Genomic DNA, 24016 nt, shown 5'->3' with positions numbered 1-24016 from the left:
CCCGGAATGAACGGGCCGAGGAGGGCCGGGTGACGACCTATGACGATCGAGCGAGCCTCACTGATCTGACCGCCACGGTGGAGCGGGTGCGCGGTTCGGTGGAGAGCGTGATCGAGGGCAAGCCCGAGGTCGTACGGCTCGCGCTGACCGTGCTGCTCGCCGAGGGCCACCTGCTGATCGAGGATGTCCCCGGAGTGGGCAAGACGATGCTGGCCAAGGCGCTGGCGCGGTCCATCGACTGCTCGGTGCGGCGTATCCAGTTCACGCCCGACCTGCTGCCCTCGGACATCACGGGCGTGTCCATCTGGGACCAGCAGCGCCGGGACTTCGAGTTCAAGCCGGGCGCCATCTTCGCGCAGATCGTGATCGGCGACGAGATCAACCGCGCCTCGCCCAAGACCCAGTCGGCGCTGCTGGAGTCCATGGAGGAGCGGCAGGTCACCATCGACGGGCAGACCTACGAACTGCCCAGCCCCTTCATGGTGGTGGCCACGCAGAACCCGGTCGAGATGGAGGGCACCTACCCACTGCCCGAGGCCCAGCGCGACCGCTTCATGGCCCGCGTCTCGGTCGGCTACCCCAGCGTGGAGGCCGAGTTGCAGATGCTCGACGTCCACGGCGGAGTGAGCCCGCTGGAGGACCTGCAGCCCGTGGCGCACGCGCACGAGATCGTGAAGCTGGTCGAGGCGGTGCGCGGGGTGCACGTCTCCGAGCCGGTCCGCAGGTACGCGGTGGAGCTGGTCGCCGCCACGCGCACCCACCCCGACCTCAGACTCGGCGCCTCCCCGCGCGCGACGCTGCACCTGCTGCGCGCGGCGAAGGCGACCGCGGCCCTGGCCGGCCGCGAGTACGCGCTGCCGGACGACGTACAGGCGCTCGCCGTCGCCGTCCTCGCCCACCGTCTGCTGCCCACCGCCCAGGCCCAGCTCAACCGCCGTACGGCCGAGCAGGTCGTGCAGGAGATCCTCCAGCGCACCCCGGTGCCCGCGGCGCCCGGGCAGCAGAGCGGCTTCGGCGCTCTGGGGCGGGGCGTCCCGGCGTATCCGCAGCAGCCGCCGCGGAGTCTGTGATGAGCGCCGGGGGGACCGGACAGGCGGAGGCCGACCGCGGGGATGCGGGCGGCGTCCGTACGGCCCTGGCGGGCCTGACGACCCGTGGCCGCTCCTTCCTGGCGGCCGGGATCGCCGCCTCGATCTGCTCCTACGTCCTCGGCCAGAGCGACCTGCTGCGCGTCGGCCTGCTGCTGGCCGTGCTGCCCCTGCTGTGCGCGACCGTGCTCTACCGCACGCGCTACCGGGTGGCCGCCACCCGCCGGCTCGCCCCCGCGCGTGTTCCGGCCGGCAGTGAGGCCCGCGTGCACCTGCGGATGGACAACGTCTCCCGGCTGCCCACCGGCCTGCTGATGCTCCAGGACCGGGTGCCCTACGTCCTCGGCCCGCGCCCCCGGTTCGTACTGGACCGCGTGGAGCCGGGCGGTCGCCGCGAGGTCTCCTACCGGGTCCGCTCGGACCTGCGCGGCCGCTACCCCCTGGGCCCGCTCCAGCTGCGGCTGACCGATCCGTTCGGGATGTGCGAACTGACCCGCTCCTTCTCGGCGTTCGACACACTCACGGTCATCCCGCGCGTGGAGCCGCTCGCCCCGGTCCGCTTCGGCGGCGAGGCCAACGGCTACGGCGACGGCCGGCAGCGCTCGCTGGCCCTCGCGGGCGAGGACGACGTGATTCCGCGCGGGTACCGCTACGGCGACGACCTGCGCCGGGTGCACTGGCGGTCCACCGCGCGCTACGGCGAGCTGATGGTGCGCCGCGAGGAGCAGCCCCGGCGCTCCCGCTGCACCGTCCTGCTGGACACCCGGGGCGGTGCCTACGAGGGCGCGGGCCCCGACTCGGCCTTCGAGTGGGCGGTCTCCGCGGCCGCCTCGGTGCTGGTGCACATGCTCGAACGCGGCTTCTCGGTACGGCTGCTGACCGACAGCGGCAGCGCGGTGCCCGGCCAGGGCGGCGACGGCTTCGCGGGCAGCGGCCCGGAGACCGCGGACGCGGCCGGGCTGATGATGGACACCCTCGCGGTGATCGACCACTCCGACGGCACGGGCCTGTCCCGGGCGTACGACATGCTGCGCGGCGGCAACGAGGGGCTGCTGGTGGCCTTCCTGGGCGATCTGGACGAGGAACAGGCAGCAACGGTCGCCAAGATGAGCCGGCGCAGCGGCGGTGCCGTCGCCTTCGTGCTCGACCCGGACACCTGGGTGCGCGAGGCGACCGACGTGCCGCGGCCCGGCGACCGGCATACCGAGCGACTGCGCATGCTGCGGGAGGCGGGCTGGACGGCGCTGAGCGTGCCGCGCGGCGCCGCGCCGAACGCACTGTGGCAGCAGGCGGACCGGGAGCGTTCGGGCCTGGCCGCCGTGAGCGGGGAGGCGGCGGGATGAGCGGGCGGGCACGACTGGCGCTGTTCGCCGCCGCGGCCACGCTGATGGCCTCCTGCGCGCTGCTGCCGCTGGTGGCCGAGCCGACCTGGCTGCTGGAACTGATCCCGCTGGTGGCCGTGCAGACCGGGGTGGGCGCGGCGGCCCGCCGGGTGCCGCTCGGTCGGCTGCTGACCGTCGCGGCGCAGGCGCTGGCCACTCTGGTCCTGCTGACCCTGGTCTTCGCGCGGCAGCACGCGATCATCGGGATGATCCCCGGCCCGGGCACCTTCCGGTACCTGACCGACCTGCTCCAGCAGGGCTCCACCGACGTCAGCGAGTACGCGATACCGGCGCCGCTCACCGACGGGATCAAGCTGATGCTGATCGGCGGCGTCCTGCTGATCAGCCTGTTCGTGGACATGCTCGCGGTGACCTTCCGCAGCGCGGCCCCCGCCGGGCTGCCGCTGCTCGCGCTGTACTCGGTGGCGGCCGGGCTGTCCGACGGCGGGACCGACTGGCTGTGGTTCCTGGTGGCGGCCGCCGGTTATCTGATGCTGCTGCTCGCGGAGGGACGGGACCGGCTGGCGCAGTGGGGCCGGGTCTTCGGCGGCGGGCCCCGCCCCCCCGGAGCCCCGGACGACGGCGCGGTGGCCCCGGTGCGCACCGGGCGCCGGATCGGCGCGGTGGCGCTCGGGGTGGCCCTGCTGGTGCCGCTGGCCCTGCCTGCGATGAGCGGCGGCCTGCTGGACGCGGCCGGCACCGGAGTGGGGGCGGGAGGCGGCGACGGCGGCACGATCTCCGCGGTCAACCCGCTGGTGTCGCTGCGCGACAGCCTGAACACGACCGACGACCGCCAGGTGCTGTCCCTGAGGACCAGCACGAACGACGCCTCGGACCTGTACCTGCGGATCGTCTCGCTCGACGACTTCGACGGCACCACCTGGAAACCGGCCCAGCGGCACATCGTCGGCGTGCCAGACACGTTCCCCACGCCCATCGGCCTGGGCGCGGACGTCAAGCGCGGCGCGGTGACGACGACGATCACGGCGGCGGACTGGTACGCCCAGGACTGGCTGCCGATGCCGTACCCACCGAGCGCTGTGAAGATCGCCGGCCGCTGGCGCTACGAGCCGGTCGGCATGACCCTCGTCGGCGACCACGGCCAGAACACCCGTGGTGAGACCTATCAGGTGACCAGCCTGAACGTGGCGCCGACCGCGGCGCAGCTCGCCTCCGCGCCGGAGCCCCCGGCGGCCCTGAAGCGCGAGTACACCCAGGTGCCGTCCGCGCTGCCGAAGGTGGTGGCGCAGACCGCCAGGCAGATCACCGCGGGCACGCACAACCACTACGAGGAAGCGGTCAAGCTCCAGGACTACTTCGCCGTCACGGGCGGCTTCCAGTACGACACCCAGGTGGAGGTCGGCCGCGGCCCCAATGCCATCGCGGCCTTCCTGAAGAAGAAGCAGGGCTTCTGCGTCCACTTCTCCTTCGCCATGGCGGCGATGGCCCGCACCCTCGGGATCCCGGCCCGGGTCGCGGTGGGCTTCGCGCCCGGCACCCCGCAGGCCGACGGCACGGTCTCGGTGGACCAGAAGGATGCGCACGCCTGGCCCGAGCTGTACTTCGAAGGCGTCGGCTGGACCCGCTTCGAGCCGACCCCGACCCGGGGCACCACACCGTCGTACACGGTGCCGGACACACCCGGCACCTCGCTGCCGGACCAGAGCCTGCCGTCGCACCAGTCGTCCGCGGCGCCCTCGGCGGCCGCCTCGCCCAGCGAGAGCTGCTCACCCGAGCTGATCAGGCTTCAGGACTGCGGCACCGCGTCCGCCGCGGCGGCCCCGCACAGCGGTGGCGGGGGCGCGGGTCCGTGGTGGGCCCTGCTGATCGGGCTGGCCGCGCTCGTGGTGCTGGCCGTTCCGCTGTCGCCGCTGCTGTGGCGGGCGCGGATACGGTCGGTGCGGCTGGGGGCGCATGCCCGCACCGAGGAGGGTGCGGCGGCGCACACCCTGGCTGCCTGGCAGGAGCTGACGGACAGCGCCTGGGACTACGGCATCGCGCCGGACGAGTCGCTGACGGCGCGCAGTGCGGCCGAGCGGATCGTCCGGCTCGGCGAGCTGGATGCGGCGGCCGGTGCCGCGGTGCACCGGGTGGCGGACGCTGTGGAGCAGGTGCTGTACGCACCGCGGCCGCGCCCGGCGGCGGGTGCGGCGGAGGATGTGCGCCGGGTGATCGAGGGGCTGCGCGGTGCGGTCGGTGCCGGTGCGCGGCTGCGGGCGCTGTTCCTGCCCCGCTCGGCGGTGCGGGTGCTGTGGGCGCTCTCGGCTCGCTGGTCGGTGCTCCGGGTCCGGGTGTCGGCGGCCCGGCCGAGCCTGCGCCGTCCGTCGGAGCAGCGGAGCTGAGACACAACGTGTGAGGGGCGACCACCTTGGGTGGTCGCCCCTCACACGTTGTCCGTCGGTTCCGGCGGAAAGCGCCGGACGGCGCTAATGGCCCTGTTCGTCCCGGCGGCGCTGCCAGCGCTCCTCGATCCGGTCCATCATGGAGCGCTTCGGGCGCACCGGGCGGCGAGTGGCGCCCGCGGGCTGTTCGCCCGGCTTCGGGGCCTTGCGCCAGCCGGTGACGGCGAGGACGGCGCAGCCCAGCATGACGAGGAAACCCACCACGCTGACCCAGATCAGCTGCGCGACCATTCCGGCCATGAGGAGCGCGATACCTACGAGAAAGCCTGCGACCGCCTGGTAGACCCGGCGCCGGGTGTACGTGCGCAGTCCGCTTCCCTCAAGCGCCGACGCGAACTTGGGATCTTCGGCGTACAGCGCTCGCTCCATCTGCTCGAGCATGCGCTGCTCGTGCTCCGAGAGCGGCACGGAGTCCTCCTCATCGTGCAGTCGCCGGGGCGACCCGGGGGGTCCCTTCAGGATAGGCAGGGAATCGCCCCCGTGAAACCCGCCCCTCTACGCCAATTGGCCAACCGGAACCGTCATGGCCGTCCCGGCTCGCTGAGGCTTCCATTCCCCTGCGGCCGACCCGTCATGCCGGGTGGTGCACCTCGATCATACGGCGCAAACCCCTCGTTCGGGGGGTCTTGTGTCGTACTCCATCCGCCCTCGAGGCCCTGATCAGCGGCGGGTCCTGGCAGTGCGTTCAGGCCCCGGCGGCACCCGGCGTCTCACCGAGCACATGCAGCTGGGTGGCGACGGAGTGGAACGCCGGCAACTCGGCCGCGGCGGCCTCCAGCTTCAACAACGCATCGAGGGCGCCGGGCTCGGTGTCCACCAGGACGCCGGGGACGAGGTCGGCGAAGACCCGCACTCCGTGCACGGCGCCGATGGTCAGGCCCGCGCCCTCGACGAGCGCGGTGAGCTGCTCGGCGGTGAACCGGCGCGGCATCGGATCGCCGGCGCCCCAGCGGCCGTCGGGGGCCTGGAGCGCCTGCCGGGCCTCGGTGAAGTGGCCGGCGAGGGCGCGCGCGAGCACGGCACCGCCGAGACCGGCGGCGAGCAGGCTGAGGACGCCCTCCGTGCGCAGTGCGGCGACCGCGTTGCGCACGCCCTCGGCCGGGTCGTCGACGTACTCCAGGACGCCATGGCACAGCACGGCGTCGTAGCCGCCCCGCTCGACCACCTCGAACAGACCGTGGGCGTCGCCCTGGACGCCCCGGACCCGGTCGGCGACGCCGGCCTCGGCGGCCCTGCGCTCCAGCGCGAACAGCGCGTTCGGGCTGGGGTCGACCACGGTGACGTGGTGGCCGAGCCGGGCGAGCGGCACGGCGAAGTTGCCGCTGCCGCCTCCGGTGTCGAGGACGTCCAGCGAGTCCCGGCCCGTGGCCTTGACCCGGCGGTCGAGAGCGTCCTGGAGGACCTCCCAGACCACGGCGGTACGGAGAGAGGCGCGGGGGCGCGTCGGGTCCGACACGGCAGTTGACTCCTCGGCAGGCGGAACGCTTCAGGCGACCTCCACCCTATTGCCTCCGGCGCCCCGCCGGTCACCGCGGCCGGACGGGACGCGGTGCGTCTCGCACGGCGGACTTCCGCATGGTCAGCCCGCGTCCGGAAGGTCACCGCGTGCTCTCGGACCGGCCTCTTCCCCGGTGTCCCGTGCGTCCCTGCGCGGCTGGGGCAGGACGGGCTGGAGGACGAGCATCCGCTCCACGATGCGCAGGAACATCCCGACGTCGCGTATCAGGTCGTCGGCGTCGCGCTGTCCGGCCGCGCCCTGGATGCCGGCCTCGGCGCGGGCGCGGCGGGCGGCGCCCGAGGCGAACAGGGCGCTCCACTCGGTCAGTTCGGGTGCGATCTCGGGCAGCACCTCCCAGGCGCTGCGGATCCGGGCGCGGCGGCGCGGGTTGGTCTCGGGCCGTCCCCGGGCGGCGAGCACGGCGGCGGCGGTGCGCAGGGCGGCGAGGTGGGCCGTCGCATAGCGCTCGTTCGGCGTTTCCAGGACGGCGGCCTCCTCCAGTCCGGCGCGGGCCTGGGCGAGCAGGTCGAGGGCGGCGGGCGGGGCCGTGGTCCGGCGGAGCACGGGGTGGACGTCGCTCGCCGGGCCGGTCAGTGAGGGGGCAGGGCCGGTGGCGCGGCGCCGGCGGGCGGCGGCGGACGGGTTGGCCATGACGAACCTCCTGTCGTCTGGGTGACGGCACGGGTGCCGTATGTGCCCATCGTGAGGTATGGCACTGACAATCCCTTCTGACCTGGGGCTTTGCTTCGATCGCAGGTTCGGGCGTATTTTTGCACTGACCAGTCAGTTCAAAAACGGGTGATCAGGCAGGGGGGCTTGTGGACGGCGTGGACGTCAGGGCCGAGGGACTCGGGCTCAAGGGACCGCGGGGGTGGGCCTTCCGCGGCATCACCCTCGACGCGGAGCCCGGCTCGCTCATCGCGATCGAGGGACCGTCCGGCTCCGGCCGTACGTCCTTGCTGCTCGCGCTCACCGGGCGGATGAAGCCCGCCGAGGGCACGGCCGCCGTCGGCGGGCTCGCGCTCCCGAGGCGCATGGCCGCGCTGCGCCGGATCAGCGCGGTAGCCAACGTGGCCGGGGTGACCGACCTGGAGCCGGCCCTGACCGTCGGCGAGCACCTGCGCGAACGGGCGCTGCTGCAGAGCCGGTTCGGCGACTCGCTGCGCGATCTGCTGCGCCCCCACGCCCAGCGCGCGCACACAGCACGGCTGCGCGTCGACGAGGCCCTGGCCGCCGCCGGACTCGACCTCGAGACGCTGCCCAAAGGCTCCCGCACGGCCGTACGCGACCTGGAGCGGCTCCAGGAGCTGCGGCTGTCCATCGCTTTGGCGCTGCTCGGCCGGCCCGGGCTGCTCGGCGTCGACGACATCGACCTGAAGCTCTCGGACGCCGAGCGCGCCGAGGCCTGGGACCTGCTGCGCTCCCTCACGCGCGCGGGGACGACGGTCGTGGCCGTCTGCCGCACCGCGCCCGTGGACTGCGTGGCCGTAGAAACCGGGGCGAAGGACACCGGGGCCACGGCCGGCGGGCGAGCCACGGCCGGCACGAGCGCCGGCGAGAGCGGCGAGAAGAGCGACCCCAAGGAGGACGCCGATGCGCTCGCCTAGGCTGGCCGCGCTCGAGCTGAGGCGCTTCGGACGCGGGAAGCTGCCGCGCGCCGCCCTGGTCGCGCTGCTCGTGCTGCCGCTGCTCTACGGAGCCCTGTACCTCTGGTCGTTCTGGGACCCCTACGGCCGCCTGGACCGCATCCCGGTGGCCCTGGTCAACGACGACAAGGGCGCCACGGCCGGCGGGAAGAAGATCACCGCCGGGGACGACATCGTCGCCGGGCTGCGCGACAGCCGGACCTTCGACTGGCACGAGGTGAGCGACGAGGAGGCGCGTGAGGGCGTCGAAAACGGCACGTACTACCTGTCGTTGACCATGCCGGCCGACTTCAGCGGGCGGATCGCGTCCAGTTCCGGTGACTCCCCGGAGACCGGCGCCCTTCAGGTGCGCACCAACGACGCGAACAACTACATCGTCGGCCAGATCTCCCGGACCGTCTTCAACGAGGTGCGCTCGGCCGCCTCCGCCAAGGCCTCCCGCTCCTTCCTGGACAAGATCTTCGTCTCCTTCTCCGACATCCACGGCAAGACCGTCACCGCCGCCGAGGGCGCCGACAAGCTGAACAGCGGCATCGGCAGGGCGGAGAAGGGATCCAAGGATCTCGCCGACGGCCTGAAGGACGCCAAGAGCGGCAGCGGCAAGCTGGCCAAGGGCCTGAAGAAGCTGAACACGGGCGCCGGTGACCTCCAGGACGGGTCCCGGCAGGTCGCCGACGGCACCCAGGCGCTCGCCGACAAGGTCAACGGCGTCTACGGCAAGGCCGGCCCGTTCCTCAAGGACAACGAGAAGACCATCGGGGACACCGCCCGGCTGGTCTCCGACTCGGCCAGGACGGTCAAGGACAACCTCGACGTCCTGATGAAGCTCGCGCCCGCCGCCGACAGGACCGTGCACGCCTCCTCGGCCGTCATGGACGCGATCTACCGGGCGCGCTGCGAGAACGCGCCCCTGCCCGACCCGGCGTGCGCGGACCTGAAACGGGCCAGGACGGCCACCGCCGAGGTCGCCACCGTCGCCGACGACCTCGACACGCTGGTCGCCGACCAGGACGGCGACCTGAAGACGATGCGGGCCAACCTGGGCACGCTCCAGACGCAGGCCGACGCCCTGGCCGCGCGCGCACCGCACCTGTACGAGGACGCCGACGACGCCGTCACGAAGATCAACAAACTGAACGACGGCGCGCAGAAGGTCGCCGCGGGAGCCAAGAAGCTGCACACCGGACTCGGCACCGCCGAGGCCGGCGCGGACACGCTGGACACGGGCATCGGCACGGCCGCCTCGGGCGCCCAGACCCTCAACGGCGGCCTGTTCAAGCTGTCCGACGGCTCCGGGAAACTCGCCGGCGGGCTGCACGACGGCGCGAAGAAGATCCCGGACTACGACAAGCGCGAGCGCGACACACGCACCGGTGTGATGGCCGACCCGGTCCAGCTGGCCTCCCAGGACCTGCACCGGGCGCCGAACTACGGCACAGGGTTCGCCCCGTACTTCATCCCGCTGTCCCTCTGGGTGGGCGCGATGGTGGCCTACATGCTGATCCAGCCGCTCAACCGGCGTGCCCTGTCGGCCGGTTCGTCCGCGTGGCGGGCCGCGCTCGCGGGCTGGCTGCCGGTGGTCGCCGTGGGCGTGCTCCAGGTGTCCGCGCTGATGGCCGTGCTGCACTGGGCGATCGGTCTGCAGATGCTGCGCGCGGCCGGCACGATCGGCTTCCTGTTCCTGGTCACGGCGTGCTTCGCGGCGATCGTGCAGTGGCTGAACGCCCGCTTCGGCGCGGCGGGCCGGATCCTGGTGCTGGCGCTGCTGATGCTCCAGCTGACCTCGGCGGGCGGCACGTATCCCGTGCAGACCAGTCCGGGCTTCTTCAACGCGATCCACCCGTTCCTGCCGATGAGCTACATCGTGGAGGCGCTGCGCCGGCTGATCACGGGCGGTGGGCTCGGCCCGGTCTGGCAGGCGTGCGCCGTGCTCGCCGCGTTCACCGCCGGGGCGCTCGCCCTGACCGCCCTCGCGGCCCGGCGCCGCCAGGTGTGGACGCTGGACCGGCTGCATCCGGAGCTGAGCCTTTGATCCCCGGTGGCGTCCCGCACGGGCGCGTACCTGTGAGAATCGGGGCCATGGAAAGCAGCAGCGCCAGGTCCGGCGGCAGCACGCGCCGCGAGGCCACCCGGCAGAAGCTCTACGAGGCGGCCGTCACGCTCATCGCCGAGCAGGGCTTCTCGGCGACCACGGTGGACGAGATCGCCGAGCGGGCCGGGGTCGCGAAAGGCACGGTCTACTACAACTTCGCGAGCAAGTCGGTCCTCTTCGAGGAGCTGCTGCGGCACGGCGTGGGCCTGCTCACCGCCTCGTTGAAGGAGGCCGCGGAGCAGACCGCGCGCGAGGGCGGCAGCAAGGTGGACGCGCTGGACGCGATGGTCCGCGCAGGCCTGGTCTTCATCGACCGCTACCCGGCCTTCACCCAGCTGTACGTGGCCGAGCTGTGGCGCACCAACCGGGCCTGGCAGTCCACGCTGATGGTGGTCCGGCAGGAGGCCGTCGCGGTGGTCGAGGGGGTCCTGCGCGAGGGCGTGGCTGCCGGGGAGTTCAGCGACGAGATCGATGTGCAGCTGACGGCGGCCGCGCTGGTCGGCATGGTCCTGGTGGCCGCGCTGGACTGGAAGTCCTTCCAGCCGGAGCGCTCCCTGGACGACGTCCACGCGGCCCTGTCCCGGCTGCTGCAGGGGCGCGTGAGCGGCAGGGTCTGAGCGGCCCTCCTCCGCACCCTCACGGGAAGACCTCCGGACCGCGCGTGAAAGGTTCCGGACCACATGGGAAAGGCGCCGGTCCGCTGCCGGACCGGCGCCTTCCCGTTTCCCCTTGTTCCCCGTACTCCCCCGTACGGTTCTCCCCCGCTGGTCCCCCGTGGGTGGTCGCTCCCCCGGGTCCCCCGACTCGCTTCCGCCGACGGATCGGCGGAAGGAGCGGCCAGGTGGCGGGCGCCGTTCCGCCGCCCCGTGCCGGCGGTGCCGGGCCGCGCCCCTTGCCGTGCCTCCACTGTCCCGTCCCCGCGGGTCTCGCCCCATCCGCGCGGGTACTCATCTCGCGGCCTAGGTACGGATACTCAGCCGTGGGCACGCGCGCCCACGCCCAGGGCCCCAGGGCCGTGTCCCCCGGAAAGCACCACCGGCGGCTCGACGGCACCGGCCGGCCCCGCGGTCGTCCCGACCGGCCCCCGGACCGGATTGTCAGTGGCGGTCGATAAAGTCGCAGGCATGGCACGGATTGCGGTGATCGGCGCCGGGATGGGCGCGATGGCGGCCGCCGCCCGGCTGGCCGTCGCGGGCCACCGGGTGACGGTGTACGAGCGTACGGAGACGTACGGCGGTGCGGTGCGCCGCCGGGAGCGGGACGGGTTCGGCTTCGACACGGGCCCGGGCCTGCTGACGCTGCCCGCCGTGTACCGCGATCTGTTCGTCAAGACCGGCAAGGAGCCGCTGGAGGACTGTGTCGAGCTGGTCCAGGTCGACCCGTCCTCGCGGCATGTCTTCGCGGACGGCAGCGAGGTGTGCCTGCCGAACGCCTCGCGCGCGGGCGTGGTCGCGGCCCTGGACGAGGCGCTGGGCGGCGGCGCGGGCGAGCGGTGGGGCGAGTTCCTGGTGCGGGCCCGGGAGGCCTGGGACCGCACCCGCCGGCCGCTGCTGGAGGAGCCGCTGTGGCCCAACTGGCAGGTGCTGGCCGAGAAGGAGCCGTATCCGGGCGTCCCGCACAAGCGGCTGCTGCGCACCCGGCGCGCGAGCACGCTGGCCGAGATCGGCGCTTGGGAGCTGCGCGACGAGCGGCTGACGGCCCTGCTGGAGAGCTGCGCGCTCGGTCACGGCCTCGATCCGCGGACCGCTCCGGCGAGCGCGGCCGTGCTGCCCTACATGGAGCATGCCTTCGGCACCTGGTATGTGCGCGGCGGCATCCGGGAGTTGGCGCGCACGGTGTACGAGCGGTGCGTGAAACGGCGGGTCGAGTTCGTCTTCGACGCGGAGGTCGTGCGCATCCTGGACAAGGACGGGCGGGCCGCGGGTGTGGAGCTGCGGGACGGCACGGTGGCCGAGGCCGGCCATGTCGTGGCGGACGTGGACCCGGCCCGGTTGAAGGCGATGACGGACCGTCCGCTGGACAAGGACGGGGATGTCCAGGCCGATCCGTTCATGACCCGTCCGGGGCGGTTCGCCGTGCTGCTGGCCCTGCGCGGCGGGCGCGAGCCGGGTGCCGCGCACCGCACGGTCGTCCACGCGCCGGCCCCTCGGTCCGAGCTGGACTTCCTGGCCTCCGCGGCGGCGGACCGGCCGCCGCGGCCCACGGTGACCGTGCTGCGCCCCGGCGACCCCGCGCTCAGGCCGGACGACGGGCACGAGTCCGTGGTGCTGTCCGCGGTGGTGCCGGGCGCCGCCGACTGGACGGAGGAGGGCCTGGTCCGGCGGTATGCGGACCATCTCCTCGAAGCCGCCGAGGCCGCGATACCGGGCCTTCGGGACCGCGTGCTGTGGCAGGAGGTGCGCACCCCCGGCGACACCGACGACGAGACGGGCGCCCTTCTCGGCGCGGTGCCGGCTCCTTCACTGGCCGCCGGCGGGGGCCGTTTCCTGCATCCGTCGAACACCACAGCGCTGCCCGGCCTGTACCGGGTCGGCGGCTGGTCCCACCCCGGCGGCGGGCTGCCGCACGCGGGCATGTCGGGCGCGCTGGTGGCGGGGCTGATCGTGGAAGGCCCGGAGTTCCGCGGCTCCCAGTGAGCCGGGCTCAGCCCTCAGAAACGGTACTGCTCGTCGTATCCGGCGCCCGGCTGCGGCTGCTGCTGCCCATGGCCCTGCCCGTTGTTCTGGTACGGGTACGGCTGCTCCTGCGGGAGTTCGCCGCCGTAGTTCTCGTCGGTGCGCTGCTGCGGCACCCACACGCCGCCGGGCGGGGTCTCGCCGTAGCCGCCGCCGGCATACGGGTCCTGGGCATAGCCCTGCTGGCCGTACTGCCCGGAGTAACCGGTGTCGTAGGAGCCGCCGTAGGGCTGGCTGCCGATGTACGGGTCGGAGTAGTTGGCGTAGCCCTGCTGGGCGCCGGCGTCGTAGCCGTAGCCCTGCTGGCCGTAGCCGGAGTAGTCGTAGGCGTAGGCCTGCTGCCCGGCGCCCTGGGCCTGGGCCGCGTGGGTGGCGGTGTCGCCGTAGACGCCGTAGGAGCCGGTGTCCTCGGGCATCGGCTGGGGCTCGTAGACGGCGGTGGTCTCGGCGGCGGGCTCGCCGGGCCGGACCGGGGTGAAGACGTCGTCGCGGTCGTAGTCGTCGTAGTTCTCGTGGCCCTGCGCGTAGCCGGCCCGGTCGGGCTCCCGCTCGTCCTCGGGGCCGGCGGGCTCCAGGTCGGAGACCTCCGGCGCCGGATCCTGCCGGTCCGGCCTGCCGCGGCGGCGCTTGCTGCCGCCGGAGTCGGCGGCGGTGTCGCCTTCGGGCCGCTTGACCGCCCAGCCGGCGGCGAAGCCGCGGCGGAACGAGAGGGTGACGTAGGTCTGCCCGACGGCGAAGGCGATGGCGCCCGCGCCGATCACGATCACGGACGGCATCAGCACACCGACCACGACACCGAGGAAGCCGGCGAAGGCGAGCAGCCGCCAGCGCAGCCGCGCCTTGTACTGCAGCAGCACCTCGCCGAGCAGCCACAGTGCGACGACGCCGAACGCGATGTAGAGGACCGTCCAGCCCATGTACGCCCCTCTCCCAGTGACCGCTACGCAGTGTGTCGTATCGCGGTGCGGCCGGTCTAGGCCTGCGGGGGGTGGTGCAGGCCCAGGTTCTCGTAGATTTCCAGGGTCGCCGTGGAGTTGTTGAGCGTGATGAAGTGCAGTCCGGGCACTCCCTCGGCGAGCAGCCGAGCGCAGAACTCCGTGGCGAAGTCGATACCGATGGAGCGTACCGCCGTCGGATCGTCCTTTGCTGTGAGGATCCGCTCTTTCAGGGCATCGGGGAAGACCGCATTGCTGAGTTTGGGCAGCCGTTCCAGCATCTTCACGCTGGTGACCGGCAAAACCTCCGGAATCACCGGGGTGTCACAGCCCGCGGCCGCCACGCGGTCGCGCAGCCGGAGATACGACTCCGGCTGGAAGAACATCTGTGTGATGGCGTAGTCGGCGCCCGCGCGGCACTTGTCCACGAAGTGGGCGACGTCGGTGTCCCAGTCCGCGGAGCGCGGGTGCATCTCCGGGAACGCGGCGACGCCCACGCAGAAGTCGCCCGACTCCTTGATGAGCCGGACGAGCTCGGCCGCGTAGGCCAGGCCCTTGGGGTGCGGGACCCATGCGCCCATGGGGTCGCCGGGCGGGTCGCCGCGCACCGCGAGCATGTTGCGGATGCCGGCGTCCGCGTACTGGCCGATGATGTTGCGCAGTTCGGCGACGGAGTGGTCGACCGCGGTGAGGTGGGCGACGGGGGTGAGCGTGGTGTCGGCGACGATCTGCTGGGTCTCCTTGACCGTGCCCGCGCGGGTGGATCCGCCGGCGCCGTAGGTCACGGAGACGAAGTCGGGGGCGACCGCCTCGACCCGCCGGAGCGCGCTCCACAGGTTCCGCTCGCCCTTGGGGGTCTTCGGCGCCGAGAACTCGAACGAGTACGTCGTCTTGCCGGTGGCGAGGATGTCGCGCACGGTGCGTGCACGATCAGTCCTGGTGGATGCGGTTCCGAGGGCCATACGGGCAGGTTAGCCAGGGGTGGACGGTCCCCCAACCGGACGCCGGAAATTTGCCCGATTTGTCGGCCTGCTGTCCATCCCTTGGACAGATTCCCGGACAAACACCTGGCCGCGTGCCCGGACCACTGCCCGGACAGGGCCGGCGGCGGCCGCCGCCGTCAGGCCTGCCGCAGCCGCTTGGCGAACTCCGCCGCGGCGGCTCCCGGATCGCCGGCCTCGGTGATCGCGCGGACGACGACCACCCGGCGGGCGCCGGCGTCCAGTACCTCGTCGAGGTTGGACAGGTCGATACCGCCGATGGCGAACCACGGGCGCTCGGTGCCCAGAGCGGCCGTGTACCGCACCAGGTCGAGGCCGGGGGCGTGGCGGCCGGGCTTGGTGGGGGTGGGCCAGCAGGGGCCCGTGCAGAAGTAGTCCACCCCGTCCTGCGCGGCGGCCGCGGCAGCCTCGGACTCGGCGTGCGTGGAGCGGCCGATCAGCACCTCGTCGCCGAGGACGGCGCGGGCCGCGGGGACCGGCAGGTCGCCCTGGCCGAGGTGGAGCACATCGGCACGGGCGGCGTGGGCGACGTCCGCGCGGTCGTTGACCGCGAGGAGCTTGCCGTGCCGGGCGCAGGCGTCGGCGAAGACCTCCAGGTGTGCCAGCTCCTCGGCGGCCTCCATGCCCTTGTCGCGCAGCTGCACGATGTCGACGCCGCCGGACAGGACCGCGTCCAGGAACTCGGGCAGGTCGCCCTGGCGCCTGCGCGCGTCCGTGCACAGGTACAGGCGGGCGCCGGCGAGCGCGGTGCGTGCGGTGTCGGACATGCCTGGGTCCCCCCTGGGTGGGCGTCACTGTCGGTTGTCGCGGGTGGCGTGCGGGCTGCGACGGCCCGCACGCCACACCTCGTGGTACGGGTCGGCTCAGACGGCGAGCGCCTGGGCGCGGCGCTTCACCTCCGTGCCGCGATTCTCACTCAGGGCCTGCGCGGGGGTGCCGGGCAGGGTCGGGTCGGGGGTGAAGAGCCACTCGATCATCTCTTCGACCGTGAAGCCGTCGTCCCGCAGGAGTGTCAGGGTCCCGGACAGGCCCTTGACCACCTTGTCCCCGTCGATGAAGGCGGCGGGGACGTGCAGCGCCCGGTTCTCCCCTCGGCGTACGGCGATGAGCTGGCCCTCCTTGACCAGCTGCCGCACGCGCGTCACCTCGACGCCGAGCATCTCGGCGATGTCGGGCAGGGTGAGCCAGGCGGGGACGAGAGCATCGATCTTTGCGTCAATCTCGGTCACGTCAACAAGCCTGCCATCCCCCACTGACAGTCGGAAGTCAGGCAGGTCCAGCCGGAGGGTGTGCTAGTCGGCCGTTGCATCCTTCAGGGGTCTGCCCGGGTCCGCCAGGGCCTGCGCGTCCATGCGGCGGCCCGCCTCGATCAGCCGTCGCCCCTGCGCGAGATCACGCGGGCGGCCCACGGCGAGCAGGGCCACCAGGCGGCCCTCGCACAGCCAGCACACCGTCCAGGCCGGGCCGGCCGGGTCGCCGCGCCACACCAGGCGGTCGGCCCCGGCGTGGTGCCCGGCGTACTGCACGAACCGGCCGAACTGCTCGGACCAGAAGTACGGCACCGGGTCGTACTCCGTCAGGGTCTCGCCCATGATGTTCGCGGCGACCGTGCGCGGGCCCTGCAGGGCGTTGTCCCAGTGGTGGACGAGCAGCCGTTCCCCGTAGCGGGCCGACGGGAAGGAGGCGCAGTCGCCGACGGCGTACACGTTCTCGACGCTGGTGCGCAGGTGGGCGTCGGCGAAGACCTCGCCGTGCGGACCCAGCTCGATACCGGAGCCGGCCAGCCAGCCGGTGGCGGGGCGGGCACCGATGCCGACGACGACAGCGCCCGCGGGCAGCCGCGTGCCGTCGGCGAGCACCACCGCACCGGGCTCGACGCGCTCCACGCGCGCGCGGGTGCGCAACTCCGCCCCCGCGTCGGCGTACCAGCGGGCCATGGGGGCCGCGACCTCGGCGGGCAGGGCGCCCGCGAGCGGCCGGTCGGCCGCCTCGACGACGGTGACCGCGCAGCCCGCCTCGCGCGCGGCCGTGGCGAACTCGGCGCCGATCCAGCCGGCGCCCACGACGACGATCTCGTGCTGGCGGGCGAGCACGGGCCGCAGCCGCTCGGCGTCGTCCAGGGTGCGCAGCAGATGCACACCGGCAACGCCCTCGGTGCCCGGCAGCAGGACCGGCTCCGCGCCGGTGGCGAGGACCAGGACGTCGTACGCCACCGGGCCGGCCTCGGTGTCCAGCTCGTGCTCGGCGGGGCGCAGGCCCAGCACCTCGCAGCCGAGCCGCAGTTCGACGCCGAGCGACTCGAAGTCCACCTCGAAGGCGGAGTCCTCGGCCTTGCCGAGCAGCACGGCCTTCGACAGCGGCGGCCGGTCGTACGGCTGGTGCGGCTCGGCGCCGATCACGGTGATGGTGCCGTTGAAGCCCTGTTCCCGGAGCGCGACCGCGGTCTGCACCCCGGCCATGCCCGCGCCGACGACGACCACGCGCCGCCCCTGTGACGTGCCCTCCTGGGCTGTGTGCTCGCTCACCTGATCACCATAGACACGTGACGGATTGTGAGTCAGCGGTCGTACTCGGTGACCTGCTCCACACCGCCCGTGCGCCGGGCCACGGACCGGGGCTCTCTTACGGGTGCCGGGCGCGGCGGGCTAGGGTGGCCTCCGTACAAGCACTCGCGGGAGCCCGGACGCACCGGGCTGAGAGGGAGGCTGGCGGCCTCCGACCGTACGAACCTGATCCGGGTCATGCCGGCGAAGGGAGGGGCTGGACGCCCATGTCGTCACGTACGTCCGACGTCCTCGTCATCGGGGGCGGGATCATCGGCCTGGTCACGGCCTGGCGCGCGGCGCAGCGCGGGCTCGCCACGGCCGTCGTGGACCCCGAGCCCGGCGGCGGGGCCGCGCAGGTCGCGGCCGGGATGCTGGCCGCGGTCACCGAACTGCACTACGGCGAGGAGACCCTGCTCACCCTGAACCTGGAATCGGCCCGCCGCTACCCCCTCTTCGCGGCCGAGCTGACCGACCTGACCGGACACGACCTCGGCTACCGCCGCTGCGGCACCCTCCAGGTCGCGCTCGACGCCGACGACCGCGCCGGCCTGCGTGAACTGCACGCCCTGCAGCGGCGCTGCGGCCTGGAGTCCGAGTGGCTGTCCGGGCGGGAGTGCCGGCGCCTGGAGCCGATGCTGTCGCCCGTGGTGCGCGGCGGGCTTCGGGTGGACGGCGACCACCAGATCGACCCGCGGCGCCTCGCGGCGGCCCTCGTGGTCGCGTGCGAGCGGGCCGGGGTGGTCTTCCACCGCGCGTGGGCGAAGCGGCTGGACGTCGTGCGGGGCCGGGCCGCCGGGGTCGTCCTCGCCGACGGCACCGAGCTGCGCGCCGGGCAGACGGTCCTCGCGGCCGGAAGCCTCAGCGGGCGGCTCGCGGGTGTGCCCGAGGCGCTGGTGCCGCCGGTGCGGCCGGTGAAGGGGCAGGTGCTGCGGCTGGCCGTGCCGGGCGCGTACGCGCCGTTCCTGAGCCGTACCGTGCGGGCCATCGTCCGCGGCTGTCATGTCTACCTGGTGCCCCGCGAGAACGGCGAGCTGGTCGTCGGCGCCACCAGCGAGGAGCTGGGCTGGGACACGACCGTCACCGCGGGCGGCGTGTACGAGCTGCTGCGCGACGCCCATGAGCTGGTGCCGGGCATCACCGAGCTGCCGCTCACCGAGACCCGCGCCGGGCTGCGCCCCGGCTCGCCCGACAACGCGCCCCTGCTCGGCCCGTCCGGGCTCGACGGGCTGCTGCTGGCCACCGGGCACCACCGCAACGGGGTGCTGCTCACGCCGGTCACCGGCGATGTGCTGGCCCGGCTGCTGGCCGACGGCGAACTACCGGAAGAGGCCCGTCCGTTCACGCCGCTGCGCTTCGGCGCCGTCCTCCAGGAGCAGCCCGTATGAGCACCTCCGTCACCGTCTCCATCTCCGTCAACGGCGAGCGCCGGGACGTCGCCGCGGGCACCGCGCTCGACTCCGTCGTGCGCTCTCTGGCCGCCGCGCCCTCCGGGGTGGCCGCGGCCGTCAACGAGACCGTCGTCCCGCGCGCGCGGTGGGCGGACACGTCCTTGCGCGAGGGCGACCGCGTGGAAGTCCTCACCGCTGTGCAGGGGGGCTGAGCCATGGCCGACGATTCTTCCCTGGTCCTCGGCGCTGCGGCGTTCTCGTCGCGGCTGATCATGGGCACGGGCGGTGCGCCCAGCCTGGAGGTGCTGGAGCGGGCGCTCATCGCCTCCGGCACGGAGCTGACGACGGTCGCGATGCGGCGGGTGGACCCCTCCGTGCACGGCTCGGTGCTGTCGGTGCTGCGGAAGCTGGGCATCCAGGTGCTGCCGAACACGGCGGGCTGTTTCACCGCCGGGGAGGCGGTGCTGACCGCGCGGCTGGCCCGGGAGGCGCTGGGCACGGATCTGGTCAAGCTGGAGGTCATCGCCGACGAGCGCACGCTGCTGCCGGATCCGGTGGAGCTGCTGGAGGCGGCCGAGACCCTGGTGGACGACGGGTTCACGGTGCTGCCGTACACCAACGACGATCCGGTGCTCGCGCGCAAACTCGAGGACGTCGGGTGCGCGGCGGTGATGCCGCTGGGGTCGCCGATCGGTTCGGGGCTCGGGATCCGCAACCCCCACAATTTCCAGCTGATCGTGGAGCACGCGCGCGTGCCGGTGATCCTGGACGCGGGGGCCGGCACGGCGTCCGACGTGGCGCTGGCGATGGAGCTGGGGTGCGCGGGGGTGATGCTCGCCTCCGCCGTGACGCGCGCGCAGGAGCCGGAGCTGATGGCGGCGGCGATGCGGCACGCGACGGAGGCGGGGCGGCTGGCCCGGCTGGCGGGGCGGATTCCGCGACGGCACTTCGCGGAGGCCTCCTCGCCGATGGGGGGGCTGGCCCGGCTGGACCCCGAACGCCCCGCCTTCTAGTGCCGGCCAGTGCCGGGGCACTGGCTGCCGGCCCGCCGGTCGCGCGAGCGTCACAGCTCGGCTGCAGTCCGTGCGCCCGGCAGCGCAGCGTGCGGCACTGTCGGTCGGTCCTCGTAGACTCCCCTTTCGTGGATACGACCCTTCAGGACCCTCTCGTCGGGCAGGTGCTCGACGGCCGTTATCGCGTCGACGCGCGGATCGCCGTCGGCGGGATGGCCACGGTCTACCGGGCCCTGGACACCCGGCTGGACCGCGTCCTCGCGCTGAAGGTGATGCACCCGACGCTCGCGGCCGACGGCACCTTCGTCGAGCGGTTCATCCGGGAGGCGAAGTCCGTCGCGCGGCTCGCCCACCCCAATGTCGTCCAGGTCTTCGACCAGGGCGCCGACGGGTCGTACGTGTACCTCGCGATGGAGTACGTCGCCGGGTGCACCCTGCGGGACGTGCTGCGCGAGCGGGGCGCGCTGCAGCCGCGGGCCGCGCTGGACATCCTGGAGCCGGTGCTCGCCGCGCTCGGCGCCGCGCACCGGGCCGGTTTCGTGCACCGGGACATGAAGCCCGAGAACGTGCTGATAGGCGACGACGGCCGGGTCAAGGTCGCCGACTTCGGGCTGGTGCGGTCCGTGGACACCGTGACCAGCACCACGGGCGCCGTGCTCGGGACCGTCTCGTACCTCGCGCCCGAGCAGATGGAGCAGGGCACCGCGGACCCGCGCGTCGACGTGTACGCGTGCGGTGTGGTGCTCTACGAGATGCTGACGGGCGACAAGCCGCACTCCGGCGACTCCCCCGCCCTGGTGCTCTACAAGCACATACACGAGGACGTGCCCCCGCCCTCGGCGCTGGTGCCGGGGCTGCCGTACGAGCTGGACCAGCTGGTCGCGGCGGCCACCGCGCGCACCCCGGACGGCCGGCCGCAGGACGCCGTGGCGCTGCTCGCCCGGGTGCGCGAGGCACGCCGGGCACTGAGCGACGAGCAGCTGGACGCGCTGCCGCCGCAGGCGCTGTCCGCGGAGCACGACAACGCCGGTGACCGTACGAGCGTGATACCGCGCTCGCTGACCTCCCCCACGCTCGGCTTCGCTCGCGCGGGGGGACCCCCATCCCGGCCGCTGCCCGTGAACGAGGACGAGCCGGCCTCGTCCGCCGGGGGCGCGGTCCAGCACACCAGCCGGCTCCAGGCCCCGCCGGTGCCGCCGCGCCGGTCGAGGCGCCTGATGCTGACGGTCGTCGCCGCCGTCCTGGTGGTGTTCGGCGTGGGGGCGGGTGTCTGGTACATCAACTCCGGCCAGTTCACGAAGGTCCCGCCGCTGCTGTCGAAGACCGAGGCGCAGGCGCGGGCGCGGCTCGAGACGGCCGGGCTGGAGGTCGGGCAGGTCAGGCGCGCGTACAACGACGCCGTCCAGCGCGGCACGGTCATCAGCTCCGACCCGGCGCCCGGATCCCGGATCCGTGACAACGACTCGGTGACGCTGACCGTCTCGCTGGGCCCGGAGACGGTGAACGTGCCGGATGTGACGGGCCGGACGCTCGCCGAGGCGCGGGCGCGGCTGAAGGCGGACGGGCTGGAGCCGGGCATGGTCACCCGCGAGTTCAGTGACAGCGTCGCCAAGGGCTCCGTGATCGCCACGGCACCGCAGGCGGGGACCAAGCGGCACGCGGGCTCGGCGATCGCGCTGACGGTCAGCAAGGGCAGCCCGATCGACGTTCCGGACGTCACCGGCGACGATCCGGCGGACGCCCGGCAGCAGCTGACGGACGCCGGGCTGAACGTGGTCGTCGCCCCGGACCGGGTCAACTCCGAGTACGACAAGGGCAAGGTGGCCCAGCAGAGCCCAGGCGGCGGCAGTCAGGCCGCCGAGGGCGACACGGTGACGCTGACGCTGTCCAAGGGTCCGCAGATGGTCGAGGTGCCCGACGTGACCGGCGACAGCGTGGAGGACGCCCACAAGGCGCTGGAGGGCGCCGGCTTCAAGGTGAGCGAGGACCGCGGCCTGCTCGGGCTGTTCGGCGACACCGTGAAGAAGCAGTCGGTCAAGGGCGGCGGCACCGCCCCCAAGGGCTCGACGATCACGATCACCATCCGGTGACGGGAGCCCCGGCCGGGCATGACACCCTGAACGGGTGAGTCCCGACCAGTCGTCGTCCCTTCGGCCTTCACCGCCCCGGCCTTCCCCGCCCCGCAACCCCGTCGGCGGGCACGTCCCCGTGGCCGGCGGCCTGCACTCCGTGGGGCTGTCCTACGCCCGTGCGCTGCGGGCGGAGACCGTGCAGGTCTTCGTGGCCAACCCGCGCGGCTGGGCGACGCCGGCCGGCAACCCCCAGCAGGACGAGAGGTTCCGCGAGGCCTGCGCCGAGGAGTCGGTCCCGGCGTACGTCCACGCCCCCTACCTGATCAACTTCGGCTCGCACACCGAGGCGACCGTGGAGCTGTCGGTCCAGTCGCTGCGGCACTCGCTGCGGCGCGGGCGCGAGATCGGAGCGCTCGGTGTCGTCGTGCACACCGGGAGCGCGACCGGCGGACGGGAGCGGGCCGTGGCGCTGCGGCAGGTACGGGAGCGCATGCTGCCGCTGCTGGACGAGCTGACCCACGACGACGATCCGTTCCTGCTGCTGGAGTCGACGGCCGGGCAGGGCGCCTCACTGTGTTCCCGGACCTGGGACTTCGGGCCGTACTTCGAGGCGCTGGACGCCCATCCGAAGCTGGGCGTGTGCCTGGACACCTGCCACGTCTTCGCCGCCGGACACGACCTGACCGGGCCGAGCGGTATGCACCAGACGCTGGACCTGCTGGTGGACACCGTCGGCGAGGGCCGGCTGAAGCTGATCCACGCCAACGACTCCAAGGACGTGGTCGGCGCCCACAAGGACCGGCACGAGAACATCGGCGCCGGCCACATCGGCGAGGACCCGTTCCGCGCGCTGATGACCCACCCCGCGACCGAGGGCGTCCCGCTCGTCATCGAGACACCCGGCGGCCAGGAGGGGCACGCGGCGGACGTGGAGCGGCTGAAGAAGCTGCGCGACGGCTGACCCGCCCGCCCGGGGCTACAGCTCCGGGCCGTCGCCCGGTCCCTCCTGGTAGGAGTAGCGCTGTTCCTTCCAGGGGTCGCCGACGTTGTGGTAGCCGCGCTCCTCCCAGAAGCCGCGGCGGTCGGCGGTCATGTACTCCACGCCCCGGACCCACTTGGGGCCCTTCCAGGCGTACAGGTGGGGCACGATCAGGCGGACCGGGAAGCCGTGCTCGGCGGTGAGGAGTTCGCCGTCCTTGTGGGTGGCGAAGATCGTGCGGTCGGAGGCGAAGTCCGACAGGCGCAGATTGCTGCTGAAGCCGTACTCCGCCCAGACCATCACATGGGTGACGTCCGGGGCGGGCGGGGCCAGGTCCAGGATCGCGGCGGCCGGGACGCCGCCCCACTCGGCGCCGATCATGCTGAACTTGGTCACGCAGTGCAGATCGGCCACCACGGTGGTGTACGGCAGCGCCGTGAACTCCTCGTGGCCCCAGGTGTGCTTGTCACCGTCGGCGGTGGCGCCGAAGACCCGGAACTCCCAGCGCTCGGGCCGGAACTTCGGTACGGGCCCGTAGTGGGTGACCGGCCAGCCGCGCTGGAGCCGCTGACCCGGCGGAAGCTCGGACCCTGCCGCTGCTCCAGACTCTCGCTCCACCGGATGACCCATGTATCCATCCTGACAGACCTCGGACCGTGCCCTTGACCATGGATTCATGAACCGGACAACTCACATCAAGCAATCACTTACTTACTAAGTACGCACTTACTGGACGATCTTCGTCGCCGGTGCGATCATGCCGCCGCACACCTCCCCCGATTCCCGTGGAAGGAGCCGCTGCGATGCAGGGCGACCCCGAGGTCATCGAATTCCTCAACGAGCAGCTCACCGGCGAGCTGACCGCGATCAACCAGTACTTCCTGCACGCGAAGATGCAGGAGAACTTCGGCTGGTACAAGCTCGCCAAGTACACGCGGCACGAGTCGTTCGACGAGATGAAGCACGCGGAGGTGCTCACCGACCGGATCCTGTTCCTGGAGGGGCTGCCGAACTACCAGCGGCTCTTCCACGTCCGCGTGGGACAGACCGTGAAGGAGATGTTCGAGGCGGACCGGCAGATCGAGGTGGAGGCGATCGACCGGCTGAAGCGGGGCGTCAAGGTGATGCGCGAGAAGGGCGACATCACGTCCGCGAACATCTTCGAGGACATCCTCGCCGACGAGGAGCACCACATCGACTACCTCGACACCCAGCTGGAACTGGTGGAGAAGCTCGGCGAGGCGCTCTACATCTCGCAGATCATCGAGCAGCCCGAGAGCAGCTAGGCGTGCTGACCGG

At 72.9% G+C, this 24016-nt stretch carries 22 protein-coding genes and 1 riboswitch; of the genes, 13 read left to right on the top strand and 9 right to left on the bottom strand.

Annotation, left to right across the window (positions count from 1 at the left end; all coding sequences use genetic code 11):
- Positions 1-29: 29 nt before the first annotated feature.
- The 3 genes from A6P39_RS30255 to A6P39_RS30245 are packed head-to-tail and all read left to right on the top strand — an operon-like array spanning position 30 to position 4812.
- Complete coding sequence (locus A6P39_RS30255) at positions 30-1070, top strand: AAA family ATPase (RefSeq protein WP_067042558.1); 1041 nt, start codon at positions 30-32, stop codon at positions 1068-1070.
- Positions 1070-2431 (top strand): DUF58 domain-containing protein, encoded by a 1362-nt coding sequence (locus A6P39_RS30250; RefSeq protein ID WP_067042555.1) that lies wholly within the window; start codon positions 1070-1072, stop codon positions 2429-2431. Before A6P39_RS30255 ends, A6P39_RS30250 begins: the two co-directional genes overlap by 1 nt.
- The gene (locus A6P39_RS30245) at positions 2428-4812 is read left to right on the top strand and encodes a transglutaminase TgpA family protein (RefSeq protein ID WP_067042552.1); all 2385 of its coding nucleotides are present in this window, start codon (positions 2428-2430) and stop codon (positions 4810-4812) included. The genes A6P39_RS30250 and A6P39_RS30245 overlap by 4 nt, the downstream gene beginning before the upstream one ends.
- Positions 4813-4896: 84 nt before the next feature.
- On the opposite strand, the gene A6P39_RS30240 is transcribed toward A6P39_RS30245, so the two are convergent.
- From A6P39_RS30240 to A6P39_RS30230, 3 genes are all read right to left on the bottom strand, one after another.
- Positions 4897-5280 (bottom strand): DUF3040 domain-containing protein, encoded by a 384-nt coding sequence (locus tag A6P39_RS30240; RefSeq protein WP_067042549.1) that lies wholly within the window; start codon positions 5278-5280, stop codon positions 4897-4899.
- Between the two features lie 277 nt (positions 5281-5557).
- On the bottom strand, positions 5558-6328 hold the full coding sequence (locus A6P39_RS30235) for a methyltransferase (protein WP_067042546.1): 771 nt from the start codon (positions 6326-6328) through the stop codon (positions 5558-5560).
- Positions 6329-6451: 123 nt separating this feature from the next.
- A complete protein-coding gene (locus A6P39_RS30230; protein ID WP_067042543.1) occupies positions 6452-7021 on the bottom strand; it encodes an SAV_6107 family HEPN domain-containing protein in 570 nt (189 codons plus the stop codon).
- Positions 7022-7188: 167 nt separating this feature from the next.
- Here A6P39_RS30230 and A6P39_RS30225 point away from each other — a divergent pair, with 167 nt between their 5' ends.
- The 4 genes from A6P39_RS30225 to A6P39_RS30210 all read left to right on the top strand — a co-directional run bounded on the left by A6P39_RS30225 (position 7189) and on the right by A6P39_RS30210 (position 12744).
- Complete coding sequence (locus A6P39_RS30225; protein ID WP_067042541.1) at positions 7189-7977, top strand: ATP-binding cassette domain-containing protein; 789 nt, start codon at positions 7189-7191, stop codon at positions 7975-7977.
- Positions 7964-10048, top strand: coding sequence for a YhgE/Pip domain-containing protein (locus A6P39_RS30220; RefSeq protein WP_067042537.1), 2085 nt, complete (start codon positions 7964-7966; stop codon positions 10046-10048). The genes A6P39_RS30225 and A6P39_RS30220 overlap by 14 nt, the downstream gene beginning before the upstream one ends.
- Before the next feature lie 47 nt (positions 10049-10095).
- The gene (locus tag A6P39_RS30215) at positions 10096-10725 is read left to right on the top strand and encodes a TetR/AcrR family transcriptional regulator (RefSeq protein WP_067042534.1); all 630 of its coding nucleotides are present in this window, start codon (positions 10096-10098) and stop codon (positions 10723-10725) included.
- A 507-nt stretch (positions 10726-11232) separates the two neighbouring features.
- Positions 11233-12744: a phytoene desaturase family protein gene (locus A6P39_RS30210; RefSeq protein ID WP_199840739.1), complete on the top strand. Its 1512-nt coding sequence runs from the start codon at positions 11233-11235 to the stop codon at positions 12742-12744.
- Positions 12745-12758: 14 nt separating this feature from the next.
- On the opposite strand, the gene A6P39_RS30205 is transcribed toward A6P39_RS30210, so the two are convergent.
- From A6P39_RS30205 to A6P39_RS30185, 5 genes are all read right to left on the bottom strand, one after another.
- Positions 12759-13700 (bottom strand): SCO2102 family sporulation regulator, encoded by a 942-nt coding sequence (locus A6P39_RS30205; RefSeq protein WP_067042528.1) that lies wholly within the window; start codon positions 13698-13700, stop codon positions 12759-12761.
- A 56-nt stretch (positions 13701-13756) separates the two neighbouring features.
- Positions 13757-14680, bottom strand: coding sequence for a methylenetetrahydrofolate reductase [NAD(P)H] (gene metF, locus A6P39_RS30200; RefSeq protein WP_067042525.1), 924 nt, complete (start codon positions 14678-14680; stop codon positions 13757-13759).
- 158 nt (positions 14681-14838) lie between these two features.
- Complete coding sequence (gene thiE / locus A6P39_RS30195) at positions 14839-15486, bottom strand: thiamine phosphate synthase (RefSeq protein WP_067042523.1); 648 nt, start codon at positions 15484-15486, stop codon at positions 14839-14841.
- 96 nt (positions 15487-15582) lie between these two features.
- Positions 15583-15948 carry an Rv2175c family DNA-binding protein gene (locus A6P39_RS30190; RefSeq protein WP_030641990.1) on the bottom strand — a complete coding sequence of 122 codons (366 nt, stop codon included), beginning with the start codon at positions 15946-15948 and terminating at the stop codon, positions 15583-15585.
- Positions 15949-16011: 63 nt separating this feature from the next.
- Positions 16012-17244, bottom strand: a complete 1233-nt coding sequence (locus A6P39_RS30185; protein ID WP_199840738.1) for an NAD(P)/FAD-dependent oxidoreductase — start codon at positions 17242-17244, stop codon at positions 16012-16014.
- 136 nt (positions 17245-17380) lie between these two features.
- A riboswitch (TPP riboswitch) is annotated at positions 17381-17492 on the top strand.
- Here A6P39_RS30185 and thiO point away from each other — a divergent pair.
- The 5 genes from thiO to A6P39_RS30160 all read left to right on the top strand — a co-directional run bounded on the left by thiO (position 17490) and on the right by A6P39_RS30160 (position 22699).
- Entirely contained in the window at positions 17490-18650 is a 1161-nt protein-coding gene (gene thiO, locus A6P39_RS30180) for a glycine oxidase ThiO (protein ID WP_067042980.1), read from the top strand. (Overlaps the previous riboswitch by 3 nt.)
- Entirely contained in the window at positions 18647-18865 is a 219-nt protein-coding gene (gene thiS, locus A6P39_RS30175; protein ID WP_067042517.1) for a sulfur carrier protein ThiS, read from the top strand. Before thiO ends, thiS begins: the two co-directional genes overlap by 4 nt.
- 3 nt (positions 18866-18868) lie before the next feature.
- Entirely contained in the window at positions 18869-19666 is a 798-nt protein-coding gene (locus A6P39_RS30170) for a thiazole synthase (protein ID WP_067042514.1), read from the top strand.
- Between the two features lie 128 nt (positions 19667-19794).
- Positions 19795-21756, top strand: coding sequence for a Stk1 family PASTA domain-containing Ser/Thr kinase (gene pknB / locus A6P39_RS30165; protein ID WP_067042511.1), 1962 nt, complete (start codon positions 19795-19797; stop codon positions 21754-21756).
- Positions 21757-21790: 34 nt separating this feature from the next.
- The gene (locus A6P39_RS30160) at positions 21791-22699 is read left to right on the top strand and encodes a deoxyribonuclease IV (protein ID WP_079133241.1); all 909 of its coding nucleotides are present in this window, start codon (positions 21791-21793) and stop codon (positions 22697-22699) included.
- A 15-nt stretch (positions 22700-22714) separates the two neighbouring features.
- Here A6P39_RS30160 and A6P39_RS30155 read toward each other — a convergent pair whose 3' ends face one another.
- Positions 22715-23347 (bottom strand): sulfite oxidase-like oxidoreductase, encoded by a 633-nt coding sequence (locus tag A6P39_RS30155; protein WP_067042504.1) that lies wholly within the window; start codon positions 23345-23347, stop codon positions 22715-22717.
- Between the two features lie 173 nt (positions 23348-23520).
- On the opposite strand from A6P39_RS30155, the gene bfr reads away from it, so the two are divergent.
- The gene (gene bfr / locus A6P39_RS30150) at positions 23521-24003 is read left to right on the top strand and encodes a bacterioferritin (RefSeq protein WP_067042501.1); all 483 of its coding nucleotides are present in this window, start codon (positions 23521-23523) and stop codon (positions 24001-24003) included.
- The last annotated feature ends 13 nt before the right edge of the window (positions 24004-24016 follow it).

The sequence above is a fragment of the Streptomyces sp. FXJ1.172 genome, assembly GCF_001636945.3.
Lineage (GTDB): Bacteria > Actinomycetota > Actinomycetes > Streptomycetales > Streptomycetaceae > Streptomyces.
This window is presented reverse-complemented; position numbering and strand designations above follow the sequence as displayed.